21 protein-coding genes are annotated in these 21,964 nt (G+C 46.2%); 13 read left to right on the top strand and 8 right to left on the bottom strand.

The window, feature by feature from the left end:
- Positions 1-31: 31 nt before the first annotated feature.
- Together IRB79_RS05675 and IRB79_RS05680 are read right to left on the bottom strand one after the other, a co-directional pair.
- A complete protein-coding gene (locus IRB79_RS05675) occupies positions 32-1,369 on the bottom strand; it encodes an ABC transporter permease (protein ID WP_243507266.1) in 1,338 nt (445 codons plus the stop codon).
- The gene (locus tag IRB79_RS05680; protein WP_243507268.1) at positions 1,366-2,055 is read right to left on the bottom strand and encodes an ABC transporter ATP-binding protein; all 690 of its coding nucleotides are present in this window, start codon (positions 2,053-2,055) and stop codon (positions 1,366-1,368) included. The genes IRB79_RS05675 and IRB79_RS05680 overlap by 4 nt, the downstream gene beginning before the upstream one ends.
- 206 nt (positions 2,056-2,261) lie before the next feature.
- Between IRB79_RS05680 and IRB79_RS05685 the strand changes: the two genes are divergently transcribed.
- Positions 2,262-3,488: a DUF819 family protein gene (locus IRB79_RS05685; RefSeq protein ID WP_243507270.1), complete on the top strand. Its 1,227-nt coding sequence runs from the start codon at positions 2,262-2,264 to the stop codon at positions 3,486-3,488.
- Positions 3,489-3,844: 356 nt separating this feature from the next.
- A complete protein-coding gene (locus tag IRB79_RS05690) occupies positions 3,845-5,152 on the top strand; it encodes a uracil/xanthine transporter (RefSeq protein ID WP_243507272.1) in 1,308 nt (435 codons plus the stop codon).
- Between the two features lie 27 nt (positions 5,153-5,179).
- Here IRB79_RS05690 and IRB79_RS05695 read toward each other — a convergent pair whose 3' ends face one another.
- The 3 genes from IRB79_RS05695 to IRB79_RS05705 form a co-directional block, all read right to left on the bottom strand.
- Entirely contained in the window at positions 5,180-6,058 is an 879-nt protein-coding gene (locus tag IRB79_RS05695) for an aminoglycoside 6-adenylyltransferase (RefSeq protein WP_243507274.1), read from the bottom strand.
- Positions 6,059-6,284: 226 nt separating this feature from the next.
- Positions 6,285-7,769: a class I adenylate-forming enzyme family protein gene (locus IRB79_RS05700; RefSeq protein ID WP_243507276.1), complete on the bottom strand. Its 1,485-nt coding sequence runs from the start codon at positions 7,767-7,769 to the stop codon at positions 6,285-6,287.
- Between the two features lie 30 nt (positions 7,770-7,799).
- Complete coding sequence (locus IRB79_RS05705; RefSeq protein WP_243507278.1) at positions 7,800-8,189, bottom strand: MerR family DNA-binding protein; 390 nt, start codon at positions 8,187-8,189, stop codon at positions 7,800-7,802.
- Positions 8,190-8,281: 92 nt separating this feature from the next.
- Between IRB79_RS05705 and IRB79_RS05710 the strand changes: the two genes are divergently transcribed.
- Positions 8,282-9,895 carry an acyl-CoA dehydrogenase family protein gene (locus IRB79_RS05710; protein ID WP_243507280.1) on the top strand — a complete coding sequence of 538 codons (1,614 nt, stop codon included), beginning with the start codon at positions 8,282-8,284 and terminating at the stop codon, positions 9,893-9,895.
- Between the two features lie 57 nt (positions 9,896-9,952).
- On the opposite strand, the gene IRB79_RS05715 is transcribed toward IRB79_RS05710, so the two are convergent.
- Positions 9,953-10,210 (bottom strand): DUF3949 domain-containing protein, encoded by a 258-nt coding sequence (locus tag IRB79_RS05715; RefSeq protein WP_243507282.1) that lies wholly within the window; start codon positions 10,208-10,210, stop codon positions 9,953-9,955.
- Positions 10,211-10,346: 136 nt separating this feature from the next.
- Here IRB79_RS05715 and IRB79_RS05720 point away from each other — a divergent pair, with 136 nt between their 5' ends.
- Entirely contained in the window at positions 10,347-10,718 is a 372-nt protein-coding gene (locus IRB79_RS05720) for a hypothetical protein (protein WP_243507284.1), read from the top strand.
- 97 nt (positions 10,719-10,815) lie between these two features.
- Positions 10,816-11,577 (top strand): MerR family transcriptional regulator, encoded by a 762-nt coding sequence (locus tag IRB79_RS05725; RefSeq protein ID WP_243507286.1) that lies wholly within the window; start codon positions 10,816-10,818, stop codon positions 11,575-11,577.
- Here IRB79_RS05725 and IRB79_RS05730 read toward each other — a convergent pair.
- On the bottom strand, positions 11,559-11,765 hold the full coding sequence (locus tag IRB79_RS05730; RefSeq protein ID WP_243507288.1) for a hypothetical protein: 207 nt from the start codon (positions 11,763-11,765) through the stop codon (positions 11,559-11,561). The two genes, IRB79_RS05725 and IRB79_RS05730, sit on opposite strands and share 19 nt — an antisense overlap.
- 279 nt (positions 11,766-12,044) lie before the next feature.
- Between IRB79_RS05730 and IRB79_RS05735 the strand changes: the two genes are divergently transcribed.
- Both IRB79_RS05735 and IRB79_RS05740 read left to right on the top strand, forming a co-directional pair.
- The gene (locus IRB79_RS05735) at positions 12,045-12,599 is read left to right on the top strand and encodes a CBO0543 family protein (RefSeq protein ID WP_243507289.1); all 555 of its coding nucleotides are present in this window, start codon (positions 12,045-12,047) and stop codon (positions 12,597-12,599) included.
- Between the two features lie 153 nt (positions 12,600-12,752).
- Entirely contained in the window at positions 12,753-13,055 is a 303-nt protein-coding gene (locus IRB79_RS05740; protein WP_243507292.1) for a hypothetical protein, read from the top strand.
- Here the strand turns inward: IRB79_RS05740 and IRB79_RS05745 are convergent.
- Complete coding sequence (locus IRB79_RS05745; RefSeq protein ID WP_243507293.1) at positions 13,052-16,111, bottom strand: efflux RND transporter permease subunit; 3,060 nt, start codon at positions 16,109-16,111, stop codon at positions 13,052-13,054. The genes IRB79_RS05740 and IRB79_RS05745 overlap by 4 nt on opposite strands.
- A 675-nt stretch (positions 16,112-16,786) precedes the next feature.
- Between IRB79_RS05745 and IRB79_RS05750 the strand changes: the two genes are divergently transcribed.
- The 6 genes from IRB79_RS05750 to IRB79_RS05775 all read left to right on the top strand — a co-directional run bounded on the left by IRB79_RS05750 (position 16,787) and on the right by IRB79_RS05775 (position 21,876).
- Complete coding sequence (locus IRB79_RS05750; RefSeq protein ID WP_243507295.1) at positions 16,787-17,092, top strand: antibiotic biosynthesis monooxygenase family protein; 306 nt, start codon at positions 16,787-16,789, stop codon at positions 17,090-17,092.
- On the top strand, positions 17,089-17,454 hold the full coding sequence (locus IRB79_RS05755) for a globin family protein (RefSeq protein WP_243507297.1): 366 nt from the start codon (positions 17,089-17,091) through the stop codon (positions 17,452-17,454). Before IRB79_RS05750 ends, IRB79_RS05755 begins: the two co-directional genes overlap by 4 nt.
- A gap of 1 nt (position 17,455) precedes the next feature.
- Entirely contained in the window at positions 17,456-18,100 is a 645-nt protein-coding gene (locus IRB79_RS05760; RefSeq protein ID WP_243507299.1) for a cobalamin B12-binding domain-containing protein, read from the top strand.
- A complete protein-coding gene (locus tag IRB79_RS05765; RefSeq protein ID WP_243507301.1) occupies positions 18,087-18,872 on the top strand; it encodes an STAS domain-containing protein in 786 nt (261 codons plus the stop codon). Before IRB79_RS05760 ends, IRB79_RS05765 begins: the two co-directional genes overlap by 14 nt.
- A 104-nt stretch (positions 18,873-18,976) precedes the next feature.
- Positions 18,977-20,185: a benzoate/H(+) symporter BenE family transporter gene (locus IRB79_RS05770; protein ID WP_243507302.1), complete on the top strand. Its 1,209-nt coding sequence runs from the start codon at positions 18,977-18,979 to the stop codon at positions 20,183-20,185.
- 104 nt (positions 20,186-20,289) lie between these two features.
- Positions 20,290-21,876 carry a helix-turn-helix domain-containing protein gene (locus IRB79_RS05775; protein ID WP_243507303.1) on the top strand — a complete coding sequence of 529 codons (1,587 nt, stop codon included), beginning with the start codon at positions 20,290-20,292 and terminating at the stop codon, positions 21,874-21,876.
- Positions 21,877-21,964 lie beyond the last annotated feature (88 nt).

The following is a 21,964-nucleotide window of genomic DNA, read 5'->3' on the forward strand; positions in this document are numbered from 1 at the left end:
TCGCCGGCTTAAACCAGCGATGTTTTTTCTATTATACTTCCCGTCTCATCGCCTTCAGCACATCCACCTGTGTCGCGCGCTTGGCAGGACGCCAGCCGGAGAAGATGGTGACTGTCAGACAAATCGCCACACTGATCAGTGTCAGGGACCACGGAATGTAGGAAAGCATGAGACCCTCAGGCGGAGCTTCCTCAAACACTCTTTCCAGCACAAGCGGAAGGGCCAGGTTGACAGCATAGCTGATTCCATAAGCGACAATTGTGCCAAACAGGGCGCCAAGCAGGCCGATATAGCTGCTTTCAAGGACAAAGATCCGCTTAATCGTCTTCGGATGGGCGCCGATCGCTTTCATGATGCCGATATCGGGGGCGCGCTCCGTAACGGCCATCGTCATTGTATTATAAATGCCGATGGAAGCAATGATTAAAGCGATGGTTCCGATGAAGAGAAGACCGATTTTTAGAATCGTAAAAACCATATTGATCTGCTTCATCTCGTTTACGATGGAATAGACCATATAATTGTCGTCTTTCAATTTGTCATTGATACCTGTGACAGCCTCGACATCTTTAGCGTAAAGGCTGACCGTATCGTAAATCCGGCCAGTATCTTCGGGCGTTCCTTCAATCTGCTCCGGGTTTCCGCCAGGTGTGCCGGTGAAAGCTTCGACTTCTTTAAAGATGTCTTCAGAAATGAAGACCGTGCGGATCTGCATCCATTCTTTAGAAGGCTTCTTCGTGACCCCGGTTATGGTCAGGGGAATGGACTTTTTGATTTCTTTGCCATCCTCCATTTTGATAACTTCCATTTCAATCGTCTTTCCGACTAATTCACCCTTGTAGGCGTATTCTTCTTTTATAGATCCATCCTCATTAAAGGCGTTTTCTCCTTCTTTCGGCTCCAGAGACAGAGCATCTGCAAAGGAGGAGCCAACCACCACTTCATTCCCTTTTTCCGGGAGTCTTCCTTCAGAAAGTTCGAATCCTGCCTTCACTTCTTCCGGAAAATAGGCCGAAACGGCTTCTGATTGAGCGGAATAATCCTCTGTTTTAAAGCTCGGGCTTTGCTGCAGAGATTGCCTGCGGGTGACTGCTTTTACCCCGGTGATTTCTTGAAAATGTTTGATATCTTCATCTTTGATGCCCTGGAAATTTCCTTCGCCCGCTTCCTTGCCGTGAACCTGGATTTCCGTTACGAGGCTGTCTTCCATTACATCCTGGATGATCGATTTATGCAGCCCGAATCCGACCGATGCCAGCACAATCAGAAAGGTACATCCAATCGCTGTGGCTAAAATCGTCATAAACAGCCTTGTTTTATTCTTTTTCATATTTTGCCTTACAAATCTGAATTGATCTTTTAAATTCATGCCAACACACCCTCCATAACCCTTCCATCTGTGATTTCAATTGTCTTATGGCCGATGGCTGCCACTTTTTCGTCGTGCGTAATAATCAGAAACGTAATGCCCAGATCGCGGTTCAGCTCTTGAATGAACTGCAGCAGCTCGTTTTCTGTTTCGCTGTCCAGGCTGCCTGTCGGTTCATCCGCCAGAATGAGGGGAGGATTCACGACAAGCGCCCGGGCGATGCTGACGCGCTGCTGCTGTCCGCCGGAAAGCTCACTTGGATAATGATCCTTATATTCGATGAGTCCTACACGCTTTAACGTCTCTTCCGTCTTCTGCTGTCTTTCCTTTTCAGTCATCCCTTTGAGAATGAGAGGGAGCTCGACATTCTGGTAAGCCGTCATGCTTGGAATCAGCTGAAAGCTCTGGAAAATGAAACCGAGATTCGCCAGGCGGAAATCAGCAAATTTCCCTTCGTTATAATCACTGACCTTCTCGCCATGTATCCACACCTCTCCATGCTTTGGCTTAATAAAACCGCTGATGATATTTAGAAGAGTCGACTTCCCGGATCCGCTCCTGCCCACAATCGTGACAATCTCGCCTTTTTCCACTGAAAAAGAAACATCCTCCAATACAGGAATAACCGTCTTCTTTTCTTTTTTGCCAATCTCAAACGCATGGCTTAATTCTCTAACTTCTATCACGCAATAACCTTCCTTCTAAAAAAGTGTCTGCAATCTAGACGTACGAAACAGCACTTTCGGCTTCAAAAAAATATAAAATAATTTTTGGTGACAGGCACCGCCCGAATTTTGTCGAATCAATTTCGTTCGGTTTGAATATTTTGAATTTTAAAAGAGATACGGCTAATATGAATAGTAGTGACACTGTAAAAAAGGAGGAAATGCTATTGGAGCAGACACTTATTAAAGCTGATGATTATGTAACACTATGGGGAATTATTGTGGTTTGGGCCTCGGCAAGCATCTATCTGGAGCAGCGATACAGCTGGGCAGCAAAAATTTCAGGGGCGATTGTTGCCCTGATTGGCGCCATTATTCTATCCAATACCGGCATTATTCCGACAGCATCGCCTGTATACGATGCAGTCTGGACTTTTATCATTCCGCTTGCGATCCCATTGCTTCTTTTTCATGTGAAGATTAAAAGAATCTGGCAGGAAAGCGGCCGGCTGCTGATTATCTTTCTCATCAGCTCCATTGGGACAGTGGCAGGGGTGATCATCAGCTTCTTCTTGCTGAAAGATCATATACCTGTCCTTGATAAACTGGGCGCGATGCTCAGCGCGTCCTATATTGGCGGCGGAGTAAACTTCGCTGCAATGGCGGCAAAATTCGAGACGCCTGGAGAAATGGTTTCCGCCGCAGTTGTCGCCGATAATTTAATGATGGCGATTTATTTCGTCGTTTTGATGATGGTACCAGCCATTGGTTTTTTCCGGCGCCGGTTTAAAACGCCGCATGTAGACCAGGTGGAAAGCGGTAGTATAGGAGAAGAGGGGAAGACACTTGCGGAAAGCTTTTGGAAGAGAAAGGACATTTCCTTAAAGGATATCGCGTTATCCGTCGGAACAGCCTTTTTGCTGGTGATTGTTTCTTTTAAAATCGCTGAATTCCTGGACGCAGCCATTCCTTCCGGGGACGGCGTTTCTTTCTTTATCAATCTCGTAAATGGGCTGTTTGGAGACAAATATCTGATGCTGACCACTCTGACGTTCCTTGCTCTGGCCATGTTTCCCAAATACTTCGATTCGATTAACGGAAGCCAGGAAATCGGCACATTCCTGATATACCTGTTCTTTGTCGTGATCGGCATTCCGGCATCGATCCCGCTGATTATTGAAAATGCCCCGCTGCTGCTGGTATTTGTGTTCATCATCGTTGTGGTGAATTTGGCCGTATCCTTAACAGCAGGCAAACTATTAAAATATGACCTCGAAGAAATCCTTTTGGCCAGCAATGCCAATGTCGGCGGACCGACCACCGCTGCCGCCATGGCCATCGCCAAAGGCTGGAAGGATCTGATCGGACCGATACTCGTTGTCGGAACGCTAGGCTATATCATCGGCAACTATGTCGGAACCGCGCTCGGACTGTGGTTTTCCGGGTTTATGTAAAATGGAGGGGGCCCGCAATGGAATTTGCGGGCTTTTCCTATATTGCATGCCCGTTATATCGGTTAACATCTCTAGTATTTCGGTCATTTAATGAAAATATCGGTCAGCCTCTCTAGTATTTCGGTCAATTAATGGATATATCGGTCAAATTTTCACTTTATCGGTCAGCTTTTTATTATTTCGGTCAGATTTCCAATATATCGGTCAGCCGCTGTTATTCCGGGCTCCAGCTCCTCCTTCTCCTGAATTTCAACCTTTCTTCAAGAAAAATCCAAAGAAATTTTTCACGATTTGTACTATAATAATAGCTGGTTTATTTTTAGAGTAACGAAATAATAGAAAGCGGTGTTGATACCTTGGATAAACGGTTTGGTACCGTAACGATATTTTCTTCTGTTCAATGGCTATTTTTTATTTTTGCAAATACAGTGATGGTCCCGATTTCAGTTGGAACAGTCTTCGGGCTGCCGGGAGAAACGATTGCGATGATGCTGAGAGCCTCGCTTATCTTTACGGGGCTGGCGACCATTTTTCAAGGCTGGAAAGGGCATCGTTATCCTCTCATGGAAGGCCACTCCGGCTTGCTGTGGGGAGTCATCTTAAACCTTGGCCTGTCGGCGTCGTCCCTTGGCATGAGCTATACGGAAATCGGTGGCGGAATTGCGACAGGCGTGCTGCTCGCTTCGGCTGTCACGCTGATTCTCGCAGCCTTTAACGGCATCTCTCTGCTAAAATCGATATTCAGCCCGATGGTGATGTCCGTTTACCTGTTCCTATTAACCTTCCAGCTGATTTTCATCTTTTTCAAAGGCATGATGAAGGTCAGTGAACATGGAACAATTGATGTTCCAATCACCCTTTATTCCTTTGCCCTCGTCATTTTTGTGAGTTTATTAAAATTAAAAGGGAACGCCGTCATCAGCAATTTTTCTATTTTAATAGGGTTGCTGGCAGGCTGGATCGGCTATGATCTCCTGTTTGCCGGTGAAGCGGTGCAGGGGACAGCGTCTGGAGATGTGAGCTTTATGCTGTTTCCGCTGGGACAGCCTAACCTCGAAATCGGAATTGTGGCTGTAGCCTTTTTTGCCAGTCTGATGAACCTGAGCAACACAGTCGCTTCCATCAGTTCCAGTGACCGATTATTTAAAAAAGAATCCGGGAAGCGCGAGTACCGCGGCTCCATTTTTATCACCGCGGTATTCACGGTGATTGGAAGCGGGTTTGGCCTCGTGCCGTATACGCCGTTTACCTCATCGATCGGATTCCTTCAGAGTACGCGAATATTGATGAGAACACCATTCTTTATTGGGGGTGCGCTGTTGACGGTCATTGGCCTGATCCCGCACCTAGGTTCATGGCTGGCCGGCATGCCGGTAACAGTCGGGAACGCCGTGCTGTTTGTCGCGTATCTGCAGCTGTTCGGGACTGCTTTCAACAGCTTAAGCGGAAAAGTGTTTAACTCAGACACCATCTTCCGTTTAGCTGCACCCGTCCTGATCGGCATCAGCTTGATGAATACACCGGCCGCGGTGTTCGCGGAATTGCCAGTTCTGATTCAGCCATTCCTATCCAACGGGCTCCTGATGGGCGTCCTGATCTCCATTCTTCTTGAAAAAATGGTGAACTGGTCTGCGTTCGAACAGCTGGAATTGAAGAATAACTAGAAAAATCCCCTGATGAAGGGGATTTTTTTAATAGATGTATGATGCATCGGCAGGCAGGCTGCGGACATGCTTTAAAAAAGCAGTCACACGCTTATCATCTTCAAATGGGTACTCGAAGCCCAGTTTCTCCGCGACCTCGACGGCCGTTTTTCTGAAAAGGGAGCACATTGTAAAAAGGACTTCCCATATGTGATTAAAATCGGCGTCTGAATAGGTGGCCTCGAACTGCTCCCAATCCTCGGCAGGAAGAAAATCGGGCAGATACTTGCCGGCTTTGCCTGCGCTCTTTGCAAAATCGGCTGCGATGCCGACCTTCCATTCCAGCATTGTAATCATCACATTGCGGTTGATCTGCTCATGCATAAACATCGCGTAAGTCAGCTCCCTGCGCCAAAGCCCTTTGCTGATATTCATTGTGATCCACCAAAACTCATTGCAGAGATCCGCAAACTCTTGAGCATCCGGCTTCCTGATGAGATAATCCCGATCACTGGCTGGCGGCAGGTACCCAATCAGCCCATCCTTATCCAGAAGCAGCACACTCATACTGTCGGGCTCCAGCAGTTCATCCATCTTTTCAGCCGGAATTAAAGTCAGATCAATCCGGTTCCCGTCCATAAACTGCATCAAATAGTGGAAGCGTCCGCGTCCATCGGCAGGCGGCAGCACCTTCTCCTCCGGCATCTGCATCATAACCCGCTCGCCAAATACATCCACCCAGCTATGATTACAGATAAAGGACTCCATTTCCCTAACTATGTACACAATATCGTAATCCTGAAAAATATCCCTCCTCACATTCGGATTCGCGCGCGAACCATTCAGAATAACCGCGCGCACCCGCTCATCTTCCTTGGCAGTTGTTAAAATCATATTCATTATCTCGGTTTCGGTTCTTGACTTCATGTGGCCTCCTGGATCGTTTGGTTATACTATTAAGATACTTTTTTTAGGGGGAAATTCCTGCTATTTTCATCATAAACCTGAAAAAGGCAACAGAGTGGGAGGGATGGTCTCCATAGAGGGTCCATGAAGCCGAAAAAGAAAGCAGAACCAGAAAAATAGTCGCCATAAAACCTCCATAAACAAAAAAAGGACCAGGCGCCTTCCTAAGCACCTGATCCCCATACAATTATGCATGCACCAATTTCACCTGCTGCTTCAAAATCTTCCCGCTCGCATTCCGCGGCAGTTCATCCACAAAGGAATAAATCCGAGGACATTTAAACTCAGCCAGATGTTCAGCAGCAAATGCCCGCAATTCCTCCTCTGAAGCATTTCCCTTCAGCACGACGACAGCTTTGACGGTTTCGCCCCATTCTTCATGCGGCACACCGACTACACAGGATTCCAAAACCGCGTCATGCTTCGCGAGTACTTCTTCGATTTCACGCGGATAAATGTTGACGCCGCCCGAAATGATGACATCCTTTTTTCGGTCCACAATGTAAAAGTAGCCATCCTCATCCCGATAGGCAATGTCCCCGGTATAGAGCCAGCCATCTTTCAATACGGCATTCGTTTCATCCACATTATTATCATATCCCACCATAAGGCTGTCGCCTGCCAGAAGAATCTCGCCGTATTCATTCGGAGCCGTATCGGTGCCATCCGGACGGACGACCCGGATTTCCATATTAACCGTCGGATTCTTGCCGATGCTTCCGGCCTTTTCCAGATGCTCTTCCGGATATAATAAAATTCCATTCGGTCCCGCTTCCGTCAGCCCGTATACCTGATAGAAGTTTTCGTTCTGAAATGCTTTTTTTACATGATGATAGGAGGCCAGTGCCAGCGGGCCGCCGCCATACGCAAAAACACGCATGCTGGATAAATCATAAGAAGCCAAATCCGGATCCTTGGCCGCAAGCAAATAGGCGACCGGTGCTGCAAATGAGAAGGTCGTCTTTTCCAGCTGAATCCAGTTCAGGAACCCTTTAGGCGTAAAGTCCCCAATCACATGAGTTGCGCCGCAGTAAAACCCGCTCATGAAAAAAGTATTCAATGGAGCAGAGTGGGAGAGAGGCATCAGGGTAAGCATGGAATCACTATGCGACAAGCTGAAATTAACCGAAACCGCGGCGGCAATCGCAAGAATGCGTTCATGGTTGAACACAACTCCCTTTGGCATCCCTGTTGTTCCGGATGTAAAAAGAATCTCGCAGACATCCCGCGAATCAATTGGCACATCGAGATTGCCGTCAGAAAAATGAGCAGAAGCCTCAACTGATTCCTGTATCGGAAAATGGAAATTCAAATTCTCTTTTAACGACGTCACCGTTTCAGCAAGCTCATCCTCATACAGAACCCCAGCAGCATTCGCATTTTGAAAAATATCCCCCAATTCCTTCGGTGTCAAACGGATATTCATCGGCATCGGAATGGCGCCGATCTTCATGCAGGCAAAAAAAGCATAAAAGAAGTACTCATTATTGCGAAACATCACCGCAATCCGGTCGCCGCGCCGGATACCTTCATCCTGAAGATATCGTGCCAGTTTGTTGCATGTACGGTTCATGTCTACGTATGTAAGGCGGTTTGACGCCGTAATAAAGGCATCCTTTTCAGGAAACTTCCTTGCGTTTCTCTCCAATACTCCGTGAATCGTTGCTCCCACTTCAATCAGCCCCTTTTAAAATGAATAATTTTATGTTTTCACCCGGCTGTTTTCATACTTTTCTTTGTAAGTCAGAATGTCTTCCCGCAGCATTTGCAGCTGCATGATCTGCTCTTCAATTTCCTTTAGCTTGCTGTCAGCAAATGCAATAATCCTGCTTTTTTCCGCTTCACCTTCCGGATTTAATTCATAAAGATCAATCATCTCCTTGATTTCCTGAAGGCTGAAGCCGAGCTTTTTTCCGCGCAGAATCATTTTCAGGCGCCGGCGCTCACGATTCGTATAGCTGCGCTGCTTGGTCAGGCTGTCCCGGTTTTCCGATGTCAGCATACCAATTTCCTCGTAATAGCGGATCGTTCTTGAGCTGATGTCAAACATCGTTGCAAGCTCGCTAATGGTAAAAACCTTTTCTTCTGTCATTATGTATCCTCCTAGTTGACGTTAACGTTAGCTTAGTTTTATAATAATTCTGAAAATTATATTTTGTCAATCAAAAAAGGAGTGATTTTTCCATGAATATAACTTCCCAGGACGTTCAGGCAAGAGGAAAGAATATGTACTCATTTGATGAGTTTTTAGAGAAGCGCAGCAATCTGGACTGGTATAAGGATGATCCATTTTTGCAAAAGGCCTTAAAGAAATATGCAGGCTCACAATATGAACAGATACATAATGAGCTGCAGCATTTTTCTCCTGCTGTTTCTTCCAAATGGAACACCCTTGCAGAAAGAGCGGCAAGGCCCGAAGTCCGTCCCTATATGCTTCATTTTGATGCCTTCAATCACCGCATTGACCGTGTCGTCCGTCCAATGGAAACACATCAGCTTGAGAAAGAAGTGTTCGGTGCAGGGCTTTTTTCAAGCAAAATGCCATCCTGGGAAAGTTTCACAAAGCGGATGCTGATTCATCAGCTGGGAGAAGCTGGTGTCGCCTGCCCGCTGACATGCACGATTGGATTAATTGCACTCCTCGAACAATATCCGAATGAAGATATTCCAGAGCTGGAACAAATTTTACAGCATACGAAAGAGGGGCTGGACGGGGACTTTGCGATCGGTGCCCAATTCATGACGGAAATCCAGGGCGGTTCCGATTTGCCTGCCAATGTGCTTGAGGTCGTTCCGGATGGAAAAAACTATCGCCTCTACGGCAATAAATTTTTCTGCTCGGTTGCCCATGCCGACTATTCGGTGGTCACCGCGAAAATTTCCGGCACTGATAAAGTATCGACATTCATCGTTCCGTCCTGGCTTCCGGGGGATAAAGAAAAAGAAAAACGCAATGGGTATGAAATCAACCGGATCAAGTGGAAAATGGGCACGGCCGAGCTGCCTACAGGGGAATTCCAGTATAAAGGGGCTCTTGCTTACCCGGTTGGCCCGGCAGGAAAAGGGGTGGCCGTTGCAGTCGGAATCGTCCTGACACTATCCCGCCTTGAAATCGGCATTGCCTGTGCAGGCTTCATGCTCCGTGCAGCCCGTGAAGCCAGTCTCTATGGTGATTTCCGGACCGTTTTTGGAAAAAAGGTAAAAGCTTACCCGCTATCAGCGAGAACGGTGAAGAAAATTGAAAACGCCGCACACCGCACAGCGGCAGGCGCTTTTAAAATCTATGATCAATTCCTGCGCCTTGATCAGCCGCTGAATGCCGGTATTCCGGTTGATCAGCCGCTTGAACTGAGAAAACAGCTGTTTAACCTGAGGGAGCTTGTGCTGCTGCAGAAAATCTGTGCGACGAACGAAGGAGCAGAAGTGCTGCGCGATGCCATTTCCGTCTTTGCAGGCCATGGCGTAATGGAGGAATTCTCCTCACTTCCGCGCATTTTCCGCGATATCGTCGTCAATGAGCAGTGGGAAGGCCCGCGCAATCTGCTGCTGACACAAATTTACCGCGATATTCATAGAGTGACAGACTGGTATTTGCCAGCTGATTTTGTAGCGAACGTGCTGGAAGGTGCTTCTCAGGAAACGATTGATCGATTTGCCGAGCAGCTGACTGACCTCCTGCAGCGCCCGGTGTGCGGGGAAGTCAGCGAAGCTTCCATGGAAGCGGCTGAAGAGTGGGATGTGTTCTGTGATTCCTTTTTTAAAGCGTATCAGAAAATTGCGCTGGAGGAATTGCAGTAAAAAAGATGCCTGGCGGAAGCCCGCCAGGCTATTTTAATAACTTATCCGCGAAACCGCTCAATGTTTGATCCGATAGATAACCGATGCCAGCGAATTAGCCAGAAAAAAGATTGGATTTCCCTGCATGTCCTCATGCAGAACCAGTTCATCCACTCTCATGCTGTCGTACATTTCACCCTGTGTTTTCCCCTTCGCTTTATTTTCGGCTTCTTTCTTTTTTAAAGCTGCCAAAAAGCGGTATTGCATAGGCAGAATCAGGAGAGAAAACAAAACATATATTCCGAGAATTCCCCAAAAAATCGTTAAAAGCATCATGTCCCCTCCTAGTTAAATCCATTTTACACCAAATCTTTCGTATGTGTATTTAGGAACGTACGTTCTAATATTATGCATAAATCCGCCTCTTCCAAAATAAGATGAAGTATCATCCAAGAAAAGAGGCGATCCATACATGATTACAAAAGAGATGCTGGTCCGTTTTGATGAGCTGAACCGCAGAAAAAAGGATTTGGAAGCCGAACTCGATAACCTCAAAGACATGTTCCACCAGTATTTCGATACAGCAGTGGGACAGAATGAAAAAGGAGAAGTGAAGATTGATAGCTACAAATTGCAGAGGCAGATCAGAAGGACAGAAAAATTCGACCCCGCTCCAACTGTCAGCAAACTGGAGGAGCTGAATCTTCTCGACCTGATTCAAAAGCGGCCTGATGAAGGGAAAATAAAATCTGCTATGGATCTGGGATTGATTAAGGAGGAGGACCTGGAAGGATGCAGAATTTCCAAGACAACTGCAGCTCTCCTGATTAAAAAGCTGGATTAATTTTTTTTATGAAAAGTGTTTGACCTTCACGCTGCGTAAAGGTGTATCGTAATAAACAGAAAGTACTTTCTAACGTCTTTCGAAAGGAGGCCATCGCATGGAATACACAGTGCAGAAGCTTGCACAGCTGGCTGGGGTCAGCTCGAGGACCCTCAGGTATTATGATGAAATTGGCATTCTTAAGCCAGCAAGAACCAATTCGTCAGGATACCGGATTTATGGACAGCAGGAAGTTGACAGACTGCAGCAGATTCTGTTTTACAGAGAGCTTGGCATCAGCCTTGATCAGATTAAGGAAATTATCACAGCACCCGCTTTCGATGCTGCGGATGCACTGAGGGAGCACCGCGAGAAACTCCTTGAGAAAAGAAAGCAGCTTGATCTGCTTATTACGAATGTAGAAAAAACGATAGCGTCAGCAGAAGGGAGAACGACCATGTCAGACAAAGAGAAGTTTGTAGGATTCAAAAAGAAAATGATTGAAGATAATGAGGAACAATACGGAAAAGAAATCCGTGAGAAATATGGCGATGAGACGGTTGATAAGTCCAATGCCAAACTCATGAACATGACCCAGGAGGAGTATATGGCCGTTACCAAATTGTCCGAACAGGTGAACAGCACCTTAGCCCAAGCCATGGAAACGGGCGATCCGGCAGGCGAGCTCGCACAAAGAGCAGCCGATCTGCACAAGCAGTGGATCACTTTCTACTGGAGTGAATACAGCAAAGAGGCCCACGCCGGCCTGGCGGAAATGTATGTGGCAGATGAAAGATTTAAAGCCTATTATGATAAAATTGGCCCAGGTGCAGCCGAGTTTTTAAGAGATGCGATTAGCATTTATACTGGACAGCAATAGGAATGAAAGCGGCTGGCTCTGCCAGCTGCTTCTTTTTGTGAAAACTGTATGCGCCGCTGCTGCTGATTATTGGGTGTTTTGGTTGGCATTGCGCTGTTCTGCAGCATGATTGCGCTGCCAGCCAGGTTAAAGAGGCCAAAGTCCCCGATAAATGCGCTGCCATACCAGATACGCGCGCCTGCATCCAATAAATGCGCCCACCCGCATCATGATTGCGCCGTCCGCCCAGTTAATTGAGTCAACATCACCAGTAAATGCGCCATCACGCCAGATATGCGCCGTTTCAATGAACAAATGCGCCAAACAGCAGAATAATTGCGCCCACCAGCAGAATATTTGCACCTACCCCGCAAACCAATCCCGCAAACCCGCCAATATTTCACTAAAACCATCGGCTTACTGTATGTAACTTCTTCCATGGGGAAAGATGAGTAACAAGATACCAACTCGTGTGGGCAGGTGATAAATTGAGCCGCATTTCTTCATATAAAGATGAGCAAAACATTAGAGAAAAGCTAAGAGATGTTTCTCTTGAGCATTGGCTGAAGGAGGATTTGTTCAGCTTTAATTGGTGGCTGCTGCTGGCTGCGAGCATTTTGCCGTTTTTTATTTGGTGGAGGCTCGTGGATAAGGGGCGGTTCTTTGAAATACTTGCTTTCGGGCTACTCTGTGGGATCATCGCCTGTTTTCTTGATGTTGTGGGAGTGAACTTTCTTTTGTGGGGATATCCGGATAAGCTGCTACACTTTATTCCGCCATTATTGCCTGCAGATTTTGTGGTGATCCCAATTTCGGGCATGCTGATATATCAGTACTTCAGTACGTGGAAAAGCTATGCCTTTGCAGCTGTTGGCCTTGGAATCATGTTTGCTTATATCTTTGAACCGTTATTTAGCTTTTTGAATATCTTTGTCCTTATCAATTGGACTCACACCTATTCCTTCATCTGTTTTATCCTCTTTTTTCTTGGTGTCCGACTTTTAATGCTGTCCTTAAAGCGTGTGGCTGATAAAATAAAGTAAGCGGTCAGCAAAGCTGGCCGCTGTTTTACTGGATTAATAGTCATCGCTATGGAAACATTTTTTACAGCAGCAAAAATGCTTGTGTTCAAATGAGCATTTCTTGCAAGAGCAATGATGAATTTCCGGTGAGCATTTTTTGCAGGAACATCTTTTATGCTCATCAGAGCATTTTTTGCAGGAACATTTTTTATGCTCATCAGAGCATTTTTTACAGGAACAGTGAGGTTTAAAATCGCTGGTGCATTTCTTGCAGCTGTGATGTTCATGTTTGTCCTTCTTTTTGCAGCAGACTTTCTTCTTGTAATAATATTCTTCAACACAATATTGGCACATGGGATTCACTCCTTTCTCCTACTAATATATGTGGAAAAAAACAGAAGGAGAGAGCCCTTGTCCATAGTGCTTGAAATATCCGCAAAAGCCCCCTCAGTTTTTGAGGGGGCGGAACTATGTTAATTAACGGTCTCCGGAATCACTTTAACATCATTGCTTTTCTTTTTTTGCTTTTTCTTCAGCCAGCCAAAACGGAGGCTGGACGTAGTGAATAAGCGGTAAACCGCCGGGATTAGCAGCAACGTGATAAAGGTTGCAAACAGCAGGCCCGAAATAATGACCGTTGCCATCGGCGCCTGATAGTTGCCGGAAGTTCCCGATGCCAGGGCAAGGGGCAGCATTCCGCCAACCGTTGTCAGGGTTGTCATGAATATCGGCCGGATCCGGTTTTTGCCTGCTTCCAGAAGTGCCTCTTCAACAGAGAAGCCTTCCAGGCGGAGCTGATTCGTACGGTCGATCAGCAGGATGGCGTTATTGAGCACAATCCCAATCAGCATCACAATTCCCATTCCTGACATTACGCTAAGCTCCATCTGCGTCAGGAACAAACCGAGAATGACGCCGACGATGGTCATCGGTATGACAGACATGACAATCAGCGGATGGCCAAGGTGGTTAAATTGGACAGCCATCACGAGGTACACAAGGAAAATCGCAATTGCTAAAACAAACACCATATCCATGATTAATTCCTGCTGCTGTTCAAGATCCCCGGCAGCTGCCACACTATAGCCAGCAGGGGCTTCAAAATCATTGATCAGCTTTTGAACATCCCGGTTCACGGCACCAAGGTCCTTGCCTTCAATATCAGCTGAAATGGAGATGAAGCGCTCCCCGTCATGATGGGAAATTTCATTAGGTGTATCTACACTCTTCAATTCAATGAAGGAAGATAATGCTTTCTCGCCCTGGGCAGTTGGAACCTTTAAATCCAGCAGATCTGACCTGGAATCTGTTTTCTCAGCCCATTTCAAGGCAAGCGGCACATTTTCTTCATTCATGGCCATTTCCCCGACAGGCATTTCCATGAACGCCTGCTCAATAAACTGCCTGATTTGCAGCTGGGTTAAGCCTGCCTTTTCAATCGATTCTTCCTTTAAAACAACAACCTGCTCCTCTGACGTGCGCTCCATCGAGTTGGTCACACCGACGATGCCGTCAATCTTTTCGAGCTCCTCTGTAAAATCTCTGGTAAGCTTCTGCAGATCTGCAAAATCTTCGCCCATAATATTAACCTGAACCGGTGATCCGCCGCCAGCCGACATCGCACTCTGAACATTTTTAACCGGGAGGGTATCAGACAGGCTGCGAAGTTCTTTCATAATGTCTTCATTGACATCTTTTTGCTCTCTTGTAATGTCATCGCCCTTTGTCATATTGATGATCGTATAGAACATGCCGCCGCTGTCCATGACATAATTGGACTCTACATCTTCAATCGATTGCAGTTTCTGATTGATTCCTTGAGCGATGTCTTCTTTATCTTCAATCGAAATACCCGTTTCCAGGTCAACCATCAGCTCTGTGTACCGGTTAAACATATCGGGCATAATCGTCATCGGAATTTTCGTCACAAGCGTTAATGAACCGGCAAACATCAGGAAGAAAATCGCAATGACCGCAAAACTGTACCTCTTTTTCCGGATGGTCCAGGCCACAATCCGGCTATAAAGGCGCATAATCGGCCCTTCTTTGCGCTCCTTCTTCGGCTTGCGGAGCTTCAGCATTTTTCCCGAAAGAGATGGGATCAAAGTAAACGAGACAATAACCGAACTGATCAATGTAATGGCTACAACAGCAGACAGCATGATCATGAATGTTCCCACATCGCCGCCAATCAGTCCGATCGGCAGGAATACCACAATCGTAGTGAGCATCGAAGCAATAACTGCTGATGAAACCTCTTTCGTTCCTTCTAAAACGGACTCCAGCTTGCCAAGGCCCTGCTCTTTCTTGCGGTAAATGGATTCGATGATCACAATTGAAGAATCCACCATCATCCCGATTCCGAGGCCAAGCCCAATCAGGGTCAGGATATTAAAGCTGTAATCAAAAACCCACATCGCCGTAAACGTCAGCAGGATGGAAGTCGGGATTGACAGGCCGATGATAAAGGTGGCCCTTACATTCCTTAAAAAGATCAGCAGAATGGCAATGGCAATGACGCCGCCGATTAAAATGTTGCCGGTCACGCCATCAATTGATTCCTGCACATAATCTGCCTGTGCCACCATTTCGTTCAGTTCAAAGCCTTTCACCAGTCCGTCTTCGCGGATGTAATTCACTTCATCTCGGACCGCAGCTGCCATTTCAATTTGCGTGGCATCTGCAGCACGGCCAACCTGGACAAAGATGAAATCCTTCGTGCCGTTTTTCCAGACGAAGGATGAGCTTTCAATCGGCTGAAAATGAACATCTGCAACATCTTTCAGATCAACAAACCCATTTTGTGAGGGGATTTTGATATTCTGTAGATCCTCCACATTTTCAAGCTTCGTATTCCAGCGGAGGGAAGGAGAGCCGGCATCGCTGCTGAGTTCTCCCAGTGTGGCTTCGCTGTTAACCTGCTGAATCGCACCGATCACAGCTGCAGAATCCAGCCCTTTCTCAGCCAATTTGCTGCGGTCCAATTCAATGATTACCTCGTGCTCCTGAACACCGGCAAGCGATACGTCGCGGACTTCCGGCAATGCTTCCAGGCGCGGTTCAAGAACCTTTTTGGCAAAAGCGGTCATCTCCTCCATGCTGCCGCCGGATACATCCATATAGAATTCATAGCTTTGCGTGGTCCCATACTGTCCCGAAGTGACATCCGTGATCGCGGCATTCTCGCCTTTAGCGGCGGTTGCAGCCGTTTCTACTTCTTTAAAAAGATCGTCGCCCCGGCCCTGTTCAAATGAAACTTGAAGTGAGCTCCGTCCGATCGCCGATGTGGAGTCAACCGATTCCACTCCATCAATCCCCCTGATTTGCTGCTCCAGGGGGTTGGTGATCGATCGCTCCACTTCAATAGCTGCCATTTCACCGGCACTGATCTCCACATAAGCGCCATCCATCGTTACCGGCGGCATCAGCTCTTTATCCAATTCGATAATGGAAAAGCTGCCAATGGCCAAAATCAGCACCGTCATAAGGGCAACCAAAATCTTTCTCTGCACAATCATTTTTAATAATTTCATAAACATTCTCCTTACTCCCTAATAGTGAAAATTTGCACCCAAGACCTAATTATACAGAGGGGAATAGGTATTAATAACCACCTTTTCTTTAATTTTCCAATAAATCGTCCGACCTAATTCGCCAAAATGCGATCTTGTTTGCAGGAAAAACTTAACAATTCTTACAGATACTATCTTAACCGGGAATAACGAGAGTCATAACGAGCCAGAGACATATCTTGGCATCGGACTTAAGGCTGAGAAGAAGGGGGACGGGGATTAATGATGAAAAACTTGGAGAGTACGTGAAAATGGTAGTTAATCATCCTGATTAAAGACGAAAAAGTGGAGAGAGGAAGAGAAATGGTAGTTAATCAACCGGATTAAAGACGAAAATGTGGGGCAAGGAGAGAAAATGGTAGTTAATCAACCGGATTAAAGACGAAAATGTGGGGCAAGGAGAGAAAATGGTAGTTAATCAACCGGATTAAAGACGAAAATATGGGGCGAGGAGAGAAAATGGTAGTTAATCATCCAAATTAACGACGAAAAATCGGAGAATAAATAGAAACAGCAACTATTTATCCAGCAAACAAAAAATCTCATCAATTGCCTATAACCCTCCCAAAATGACAATCCAAATCAGTGTGTTATACTTAATAAAGCCAGAAAACTCCCAAAATTGGAGGAGAGTTCATGTACACCGTTTTTTCAACATTTGACGTTCCCGATGAAAAGTCGGAAGAAGTCATTCGCATATATAAAAATCGTTCGCGGTCGGTCGACCAGGCGGAGGGGTTTATCGATTTTCTGCTGCTGCAGAATGATAAGCGCGCCGGTGAACTGACGGTGCAGCTCATCTTTGATACAAAGGAAAACTATTTAAACTGGGTCCGGAGCGAAGATTTTAAGAGAATCCATGATTTAGAGAAAAAGTATCCGGATCAGGAATTGGCTGCAGTGGTTCCAAAGGTTTCGCAATATAAGGTGGTGGCTAAGTGAAATTTGAAAAGATCGTAAACAGTGTTACCGAAGAAATCTATGAACGCGAGCCTTCCCTGCTGGAGCGGTTTGGCGAACAAGGAAAAGAGAAGTGCCGCGAAGATAACCATCATCATATGAAGCATCTCGAGACAGCTTATGAGCTGAACCAATCTGCTTTTTTCACTGATTATGCCGTCTGGCTTGATGGCATTTTAAAGAAGCATGGGATGAAGACCCGGCATCTGATCGACAATTTCGAAATCATTCAGGCTGTGCTGGCTAATGATACAGATTCTGCTGATAAGGCAGAGAAGTTTCATCTTTATCTGGCGGAAGCCATTGCTGTTTTGAAAGGTGAACCTGTGAAGGGAGGAGTGTAAGATGAACCAGGCTGAAACACTCGCTTCACTGCTGCTGGAAGGCAATTCTGCAAAAGTTTGGGAAAACATTCAAGAGCATCCGCAGCTATCGCGTCTCGAAGTTTATCAAAATTTGATTACACCCGCAATGCAGCATATCGGCTTTTTATGGGAGACAAATCAGATCACAGTCGCAGACGAACATTTGGCAACAGCAACATGTGATTTTGTGCTCTCAAAACTCGCTTATCAGCGGGAAAAAAGACAATCAAGCCAAAAAGCCATGTTTCTCTGCCTGGATGGGGAACAGCATTATATTGGCCTGAAAATGGTCAACAGCCTTTTTGAAGAGCACGGCTGGGAGACGAAATATTTTGGCCCGAGCCTGCCTTTGGAATATGCGCTGAAAACGGCAAAAGATTGGAAGCCAAGCGTAATCGGACTGTCGGTCAGCATCGTCTATCACCTGCCGAAGCTGAAGGAATATGCCGAAGCATTTGCTAAACTGCCGCATAAGCCGGCTGTTCTTCTTGGCGGGCGTTTAGCAGGGAAGTATGATCTGCTTCCTTATTGCTCTGATCATACGGTCATTCTACAGGATTTGCCGGAAACAAAGGAATGGCTGCAAAACTATGAAGCGGGAGGACAGCAAAATGCAATATTTTGATCAGCCGCTTCCGCTTGCGTTTTTAAAAGCTGACAGGAACGGGAAAATAGTTAGCTACTCCACAATAGCATGGGAAAGCTTTGACCTGAGCCAGGGGCATTTAAAAGGAATCATTGATGAGGAGAGCATTGAAAAGCTGATTCAGTACAGCTGGGAGCCCGGATTGGATCCCGTGAAGCTGGAACTGAACATGAAGACCAGGGAAACACAGCTTTCTTTATTTGAGGTTCATATTCAATGGGACAGCGAGGATCATGCCAATATGCTGTTTCTGCCAAAAGACAGCTCGAATGAAGGCTTGATGGATAAACTGATGCAGCTGCAGCAGCGCCTGTCCTCAACCGACTTTGAACTGCTGGAGAAAAAAGAAGAGCTGGAGCAGGTGCTGATCCGCTTAAACCAGCTGTCCGGGCCGTTTATTCCGCTGTCGGAAACCCTGTGCCTGATTCCTTTATTCGGCGACATTACACCAGATAAAATAAACGTTATTTCCGAAAGCTGCTTGAAAGCTGTTTTTGCAGGCGAATATGAAGAAATTCTCTTTGATCTGACAGCGGTTGGGGAGATTGAAGGAAAAGGCATTGAGAAATTCACCCAGCTGATTAAAACATTGAACTTCATGACAGGCAGCATTATCAAATTGATCGGCATTAAGCCAAACCTGGCGAAAATGCTGAATAACTATAAGCTGGATGAATGGGTGCAGATCGATCAATCCCTGAAGCAGGTTTTAAATGTCTATTTTAATCGGAATGAGTTAGGGGCCTCTTAGGAGGTCTTTTTTTGTCAAAACTTCCAAATGCGAAATAGTTTGACAATTCCCTTATTTAAAATCATGATAGTAAGTAAAATAATCGGAAGTCGGGGGCAGGAAAAATGGGTTTGCCGAAGGAAAGGCATAGCGGATACAGTCAAGAAGTACAGAAGCGTTCGTTCATAAGGGATCTGACAGCGGAAAACATGTCATCGGGAATCATTGCAAGCACGCTGGTTATGACGGGGCCGGCACTGATCATTTTACAGGCTGCGTCAGCAGGTGGATTTACTGATCAGCAGACGATTAACTGGATGTTTGCGGTTTATTTTTTCGGGGGTGTCTACAGCATCCTCCTGCCGCTTCTATATAGGATTCCCATCACAGGAGGGCATTCGATTACTGGAGCGGCCTTTTTGGCGACTGTGACTGCCCAATATTCGTATCCTGAACTGATAGGCGGGTATGTGATGTCCGGGCTGCTGATTTTTCTGGTCGGCATTTCTGGGCTGTTTACAAAAATCATTGGCTGGGTGCCGAAAGAAGTCATCGCATCCATGCTTGGCGGATTGGTTGCCGGCTATGTCGTGAAGCTCGTACCGGCCATTCAGGAAATGCCTGTTGTCGGAGGAGCGGCTTTAATCAGTTTTCTGCTTTTTACGAGATATGTGAAGAAGTTCCCGCCTGTGCTTGCGGCCGTTGCGATTGCCTTTGCGGTGCTGTATTTGACAGCTGATTTAAATCCGGCTAAAGAGATTGCCTATTTCCTGCCGTCTATCCAAATGCCGGAATTCAGTTGGATGGGGCTTGTGACGATTGCCCTGCCGCTGGCGATGCTGATACTGAGCAATGACGCTGCACCGGGAATCGGGGCCCTCGAAAGTGAGGACTTTAAACCGCCTATTCGTAAAATCGTCTCATCAAGCGGCGTCTTCTCCGTAATCACCAGCTTCTTTGGCGGCCAGTGTGCCAATATCGCAGGCATGATGAGCGCCATCTGTGCCGGGCCGGATTCAGGCCCAAGGGAGAAAAGGTATATGGGAGCTGTGATTTCAGGCGCGATTACGATTGTTTTCGGCATATTCGCCTGGAAAATCGTGCCCTTTATCCAGTCGCTTCCACAGGCATTTGTTTCATTGCTCGCCGGGTTCGCCCTGATTGGCGTCCTACATTCAAGTCTGCAAATGGGCTTCTCCGAAAACCGTTTGCGGTTAAGCGCACTCGCAGCCTTCATCGTCACCCTATCAGGCGTAAGCTTTCTCCATATCAGCGCACCCGTTTGGGGACTCATCGCCGGGGCGGTATTGGCTCGGACGGTAGAGAGGCAGTGAAGTGAATAAGGATAGTTTGGCAGAAAAATAGATAGTTTGCAGCAATAATAGATTGTAATGTCTTTGAGATAATTTCACCAAACCTATTAGAAAGGAGAACAGCCATGACGATCTTGCAGGACAAAATCTCAAGCCTCCTGGAAATTAATCGCAGTTTAACCCAGTCTCTTGAACTGGAGGAGATTCTAAAGAGGCTGGTACAAGCTGCCTTTGATTTAGTAGACCATGCTGACACGACCATTCTTTACACATTAAAGGAAGATGGATTATTGCATTTTTCCAGCGGGGTTGGGGTGGAAACAGGCTTTATGAGCCAGCTGAAGTTTGAGCCTGGTGAATCCTTGACGGGGCAGGTTTTTCTGACTAAAAAGGGAGTAATTGCGTCAGGACATGAGTTCAGGGAGCATATGAGCCATATGACTGAGGCAAATTATCATTACTTTTTTAATGGCGTTTACCAGCGGGATGTGAAAAGCGGAATCGTCGTCCCATTGGTTTATAAGGAGAATTGCATCGGCGTGCTTGTGGTGGATAACTTCGACAGGGATGTACAGTTTACTGAAGCTGACTTTCAAGTGCTGGAGGTGGTGGCAGACCAGGCGGCTATTGCCATCATGAACTCGAAGCTTTACGAAGAAGTCAGGCGAAAAAATGAGGAGCTTAGCCAATCTCTTGATATTCACCGGAAATTCACGAAGATTCTGCTGGAGGGAAGGGGGACTTCGTATATCCTTGATACGATCAGTCATATTTTGAGTACCCCGGTAATCTTTGCAGAGTCAGCAGTTGAGCCATCCCATTCATTTCCGATCATAAATTCCAACGAACTTTTCGGATATTTCCTTTTGAATGAGCCAATCGAGCGTTTGACCAATATCCAGAAGGCTGCTCTTGAACACGCTTCAACGGCTTTGTCACTGGAGTTTGTCAGGCAGAATACGCTTTTTGAAAAAGAGATGCATCTAAGGGAAGAGGCCTTTCATGATTTGATCAATGGCGGACGTCTGAATGCAAGGATTCTGGAAAAGTTCCGCATGAATGAGAAAAGCAGCATCGCCTGTATGATGGTGGAATGCAAGTCTGGTTTTCTATGGGATGCAGCCTCCATCCTTCAAAAAGAAAAGCTCATCCGATCGATTGAACAGATCATCATGAAATACTGTGAAACCTCGATCGTTTTTACGAAATCAAACCAAATCATTGCACTTCTGGTGAATGGCCGGAAAAAGTATGACCAGTCTCTGGCTGATGCTATTCAGAGAAAAGTGAACAGAGCTGTCATAGGTTTGGGCAGAGAGGTTGCTTTGACAGATATGACAGATACTTATCAGGAAGCTGCCGAAGCTTTATCATTTGCTAAAAACCATCAGCACAAAACCTTTATCACTTATTCTGAGCTTGGTGCTGAAAGACTGTGGCTCAACACCGACCGCAGCTTGCTGAATAAATTTGTCTCCGATAAAATTGGCTCTCTTTTAAAGATGGAGCCAGAATATTTGAAAACGATGCAAATCTTTCTGGCACATAATCAAAGCCATAAACAAACAGCAGAAGAGATGCATATCCATCCCAATACCCTGGCATACCGGCTGAAAAAAATTGAGAGCGAACTGCAGCTTGATTTTTCCCGGAAAGAAGATTGGATTACAGTTGTCCTGGCCTTCCAGGTTTTCGACTTTTTAAACCCTTAATTGGGGATTGCCACAAAGAAGGGAAGGAATATTTGTCTATCGGCACGTGTACATAGAATATTCTAAATATTATAATAATCTCAACTTA

Origin of the sequence: Cytobacillus oceanisediminis (assembly GCF_022811925.1) — a bacterium.
GTDB lineage: Bacteria > Bacillota > Bacilli > Bacillales > Cytobacillaceae > Cytobacillus > Cytobacillus oceanisediminis_D.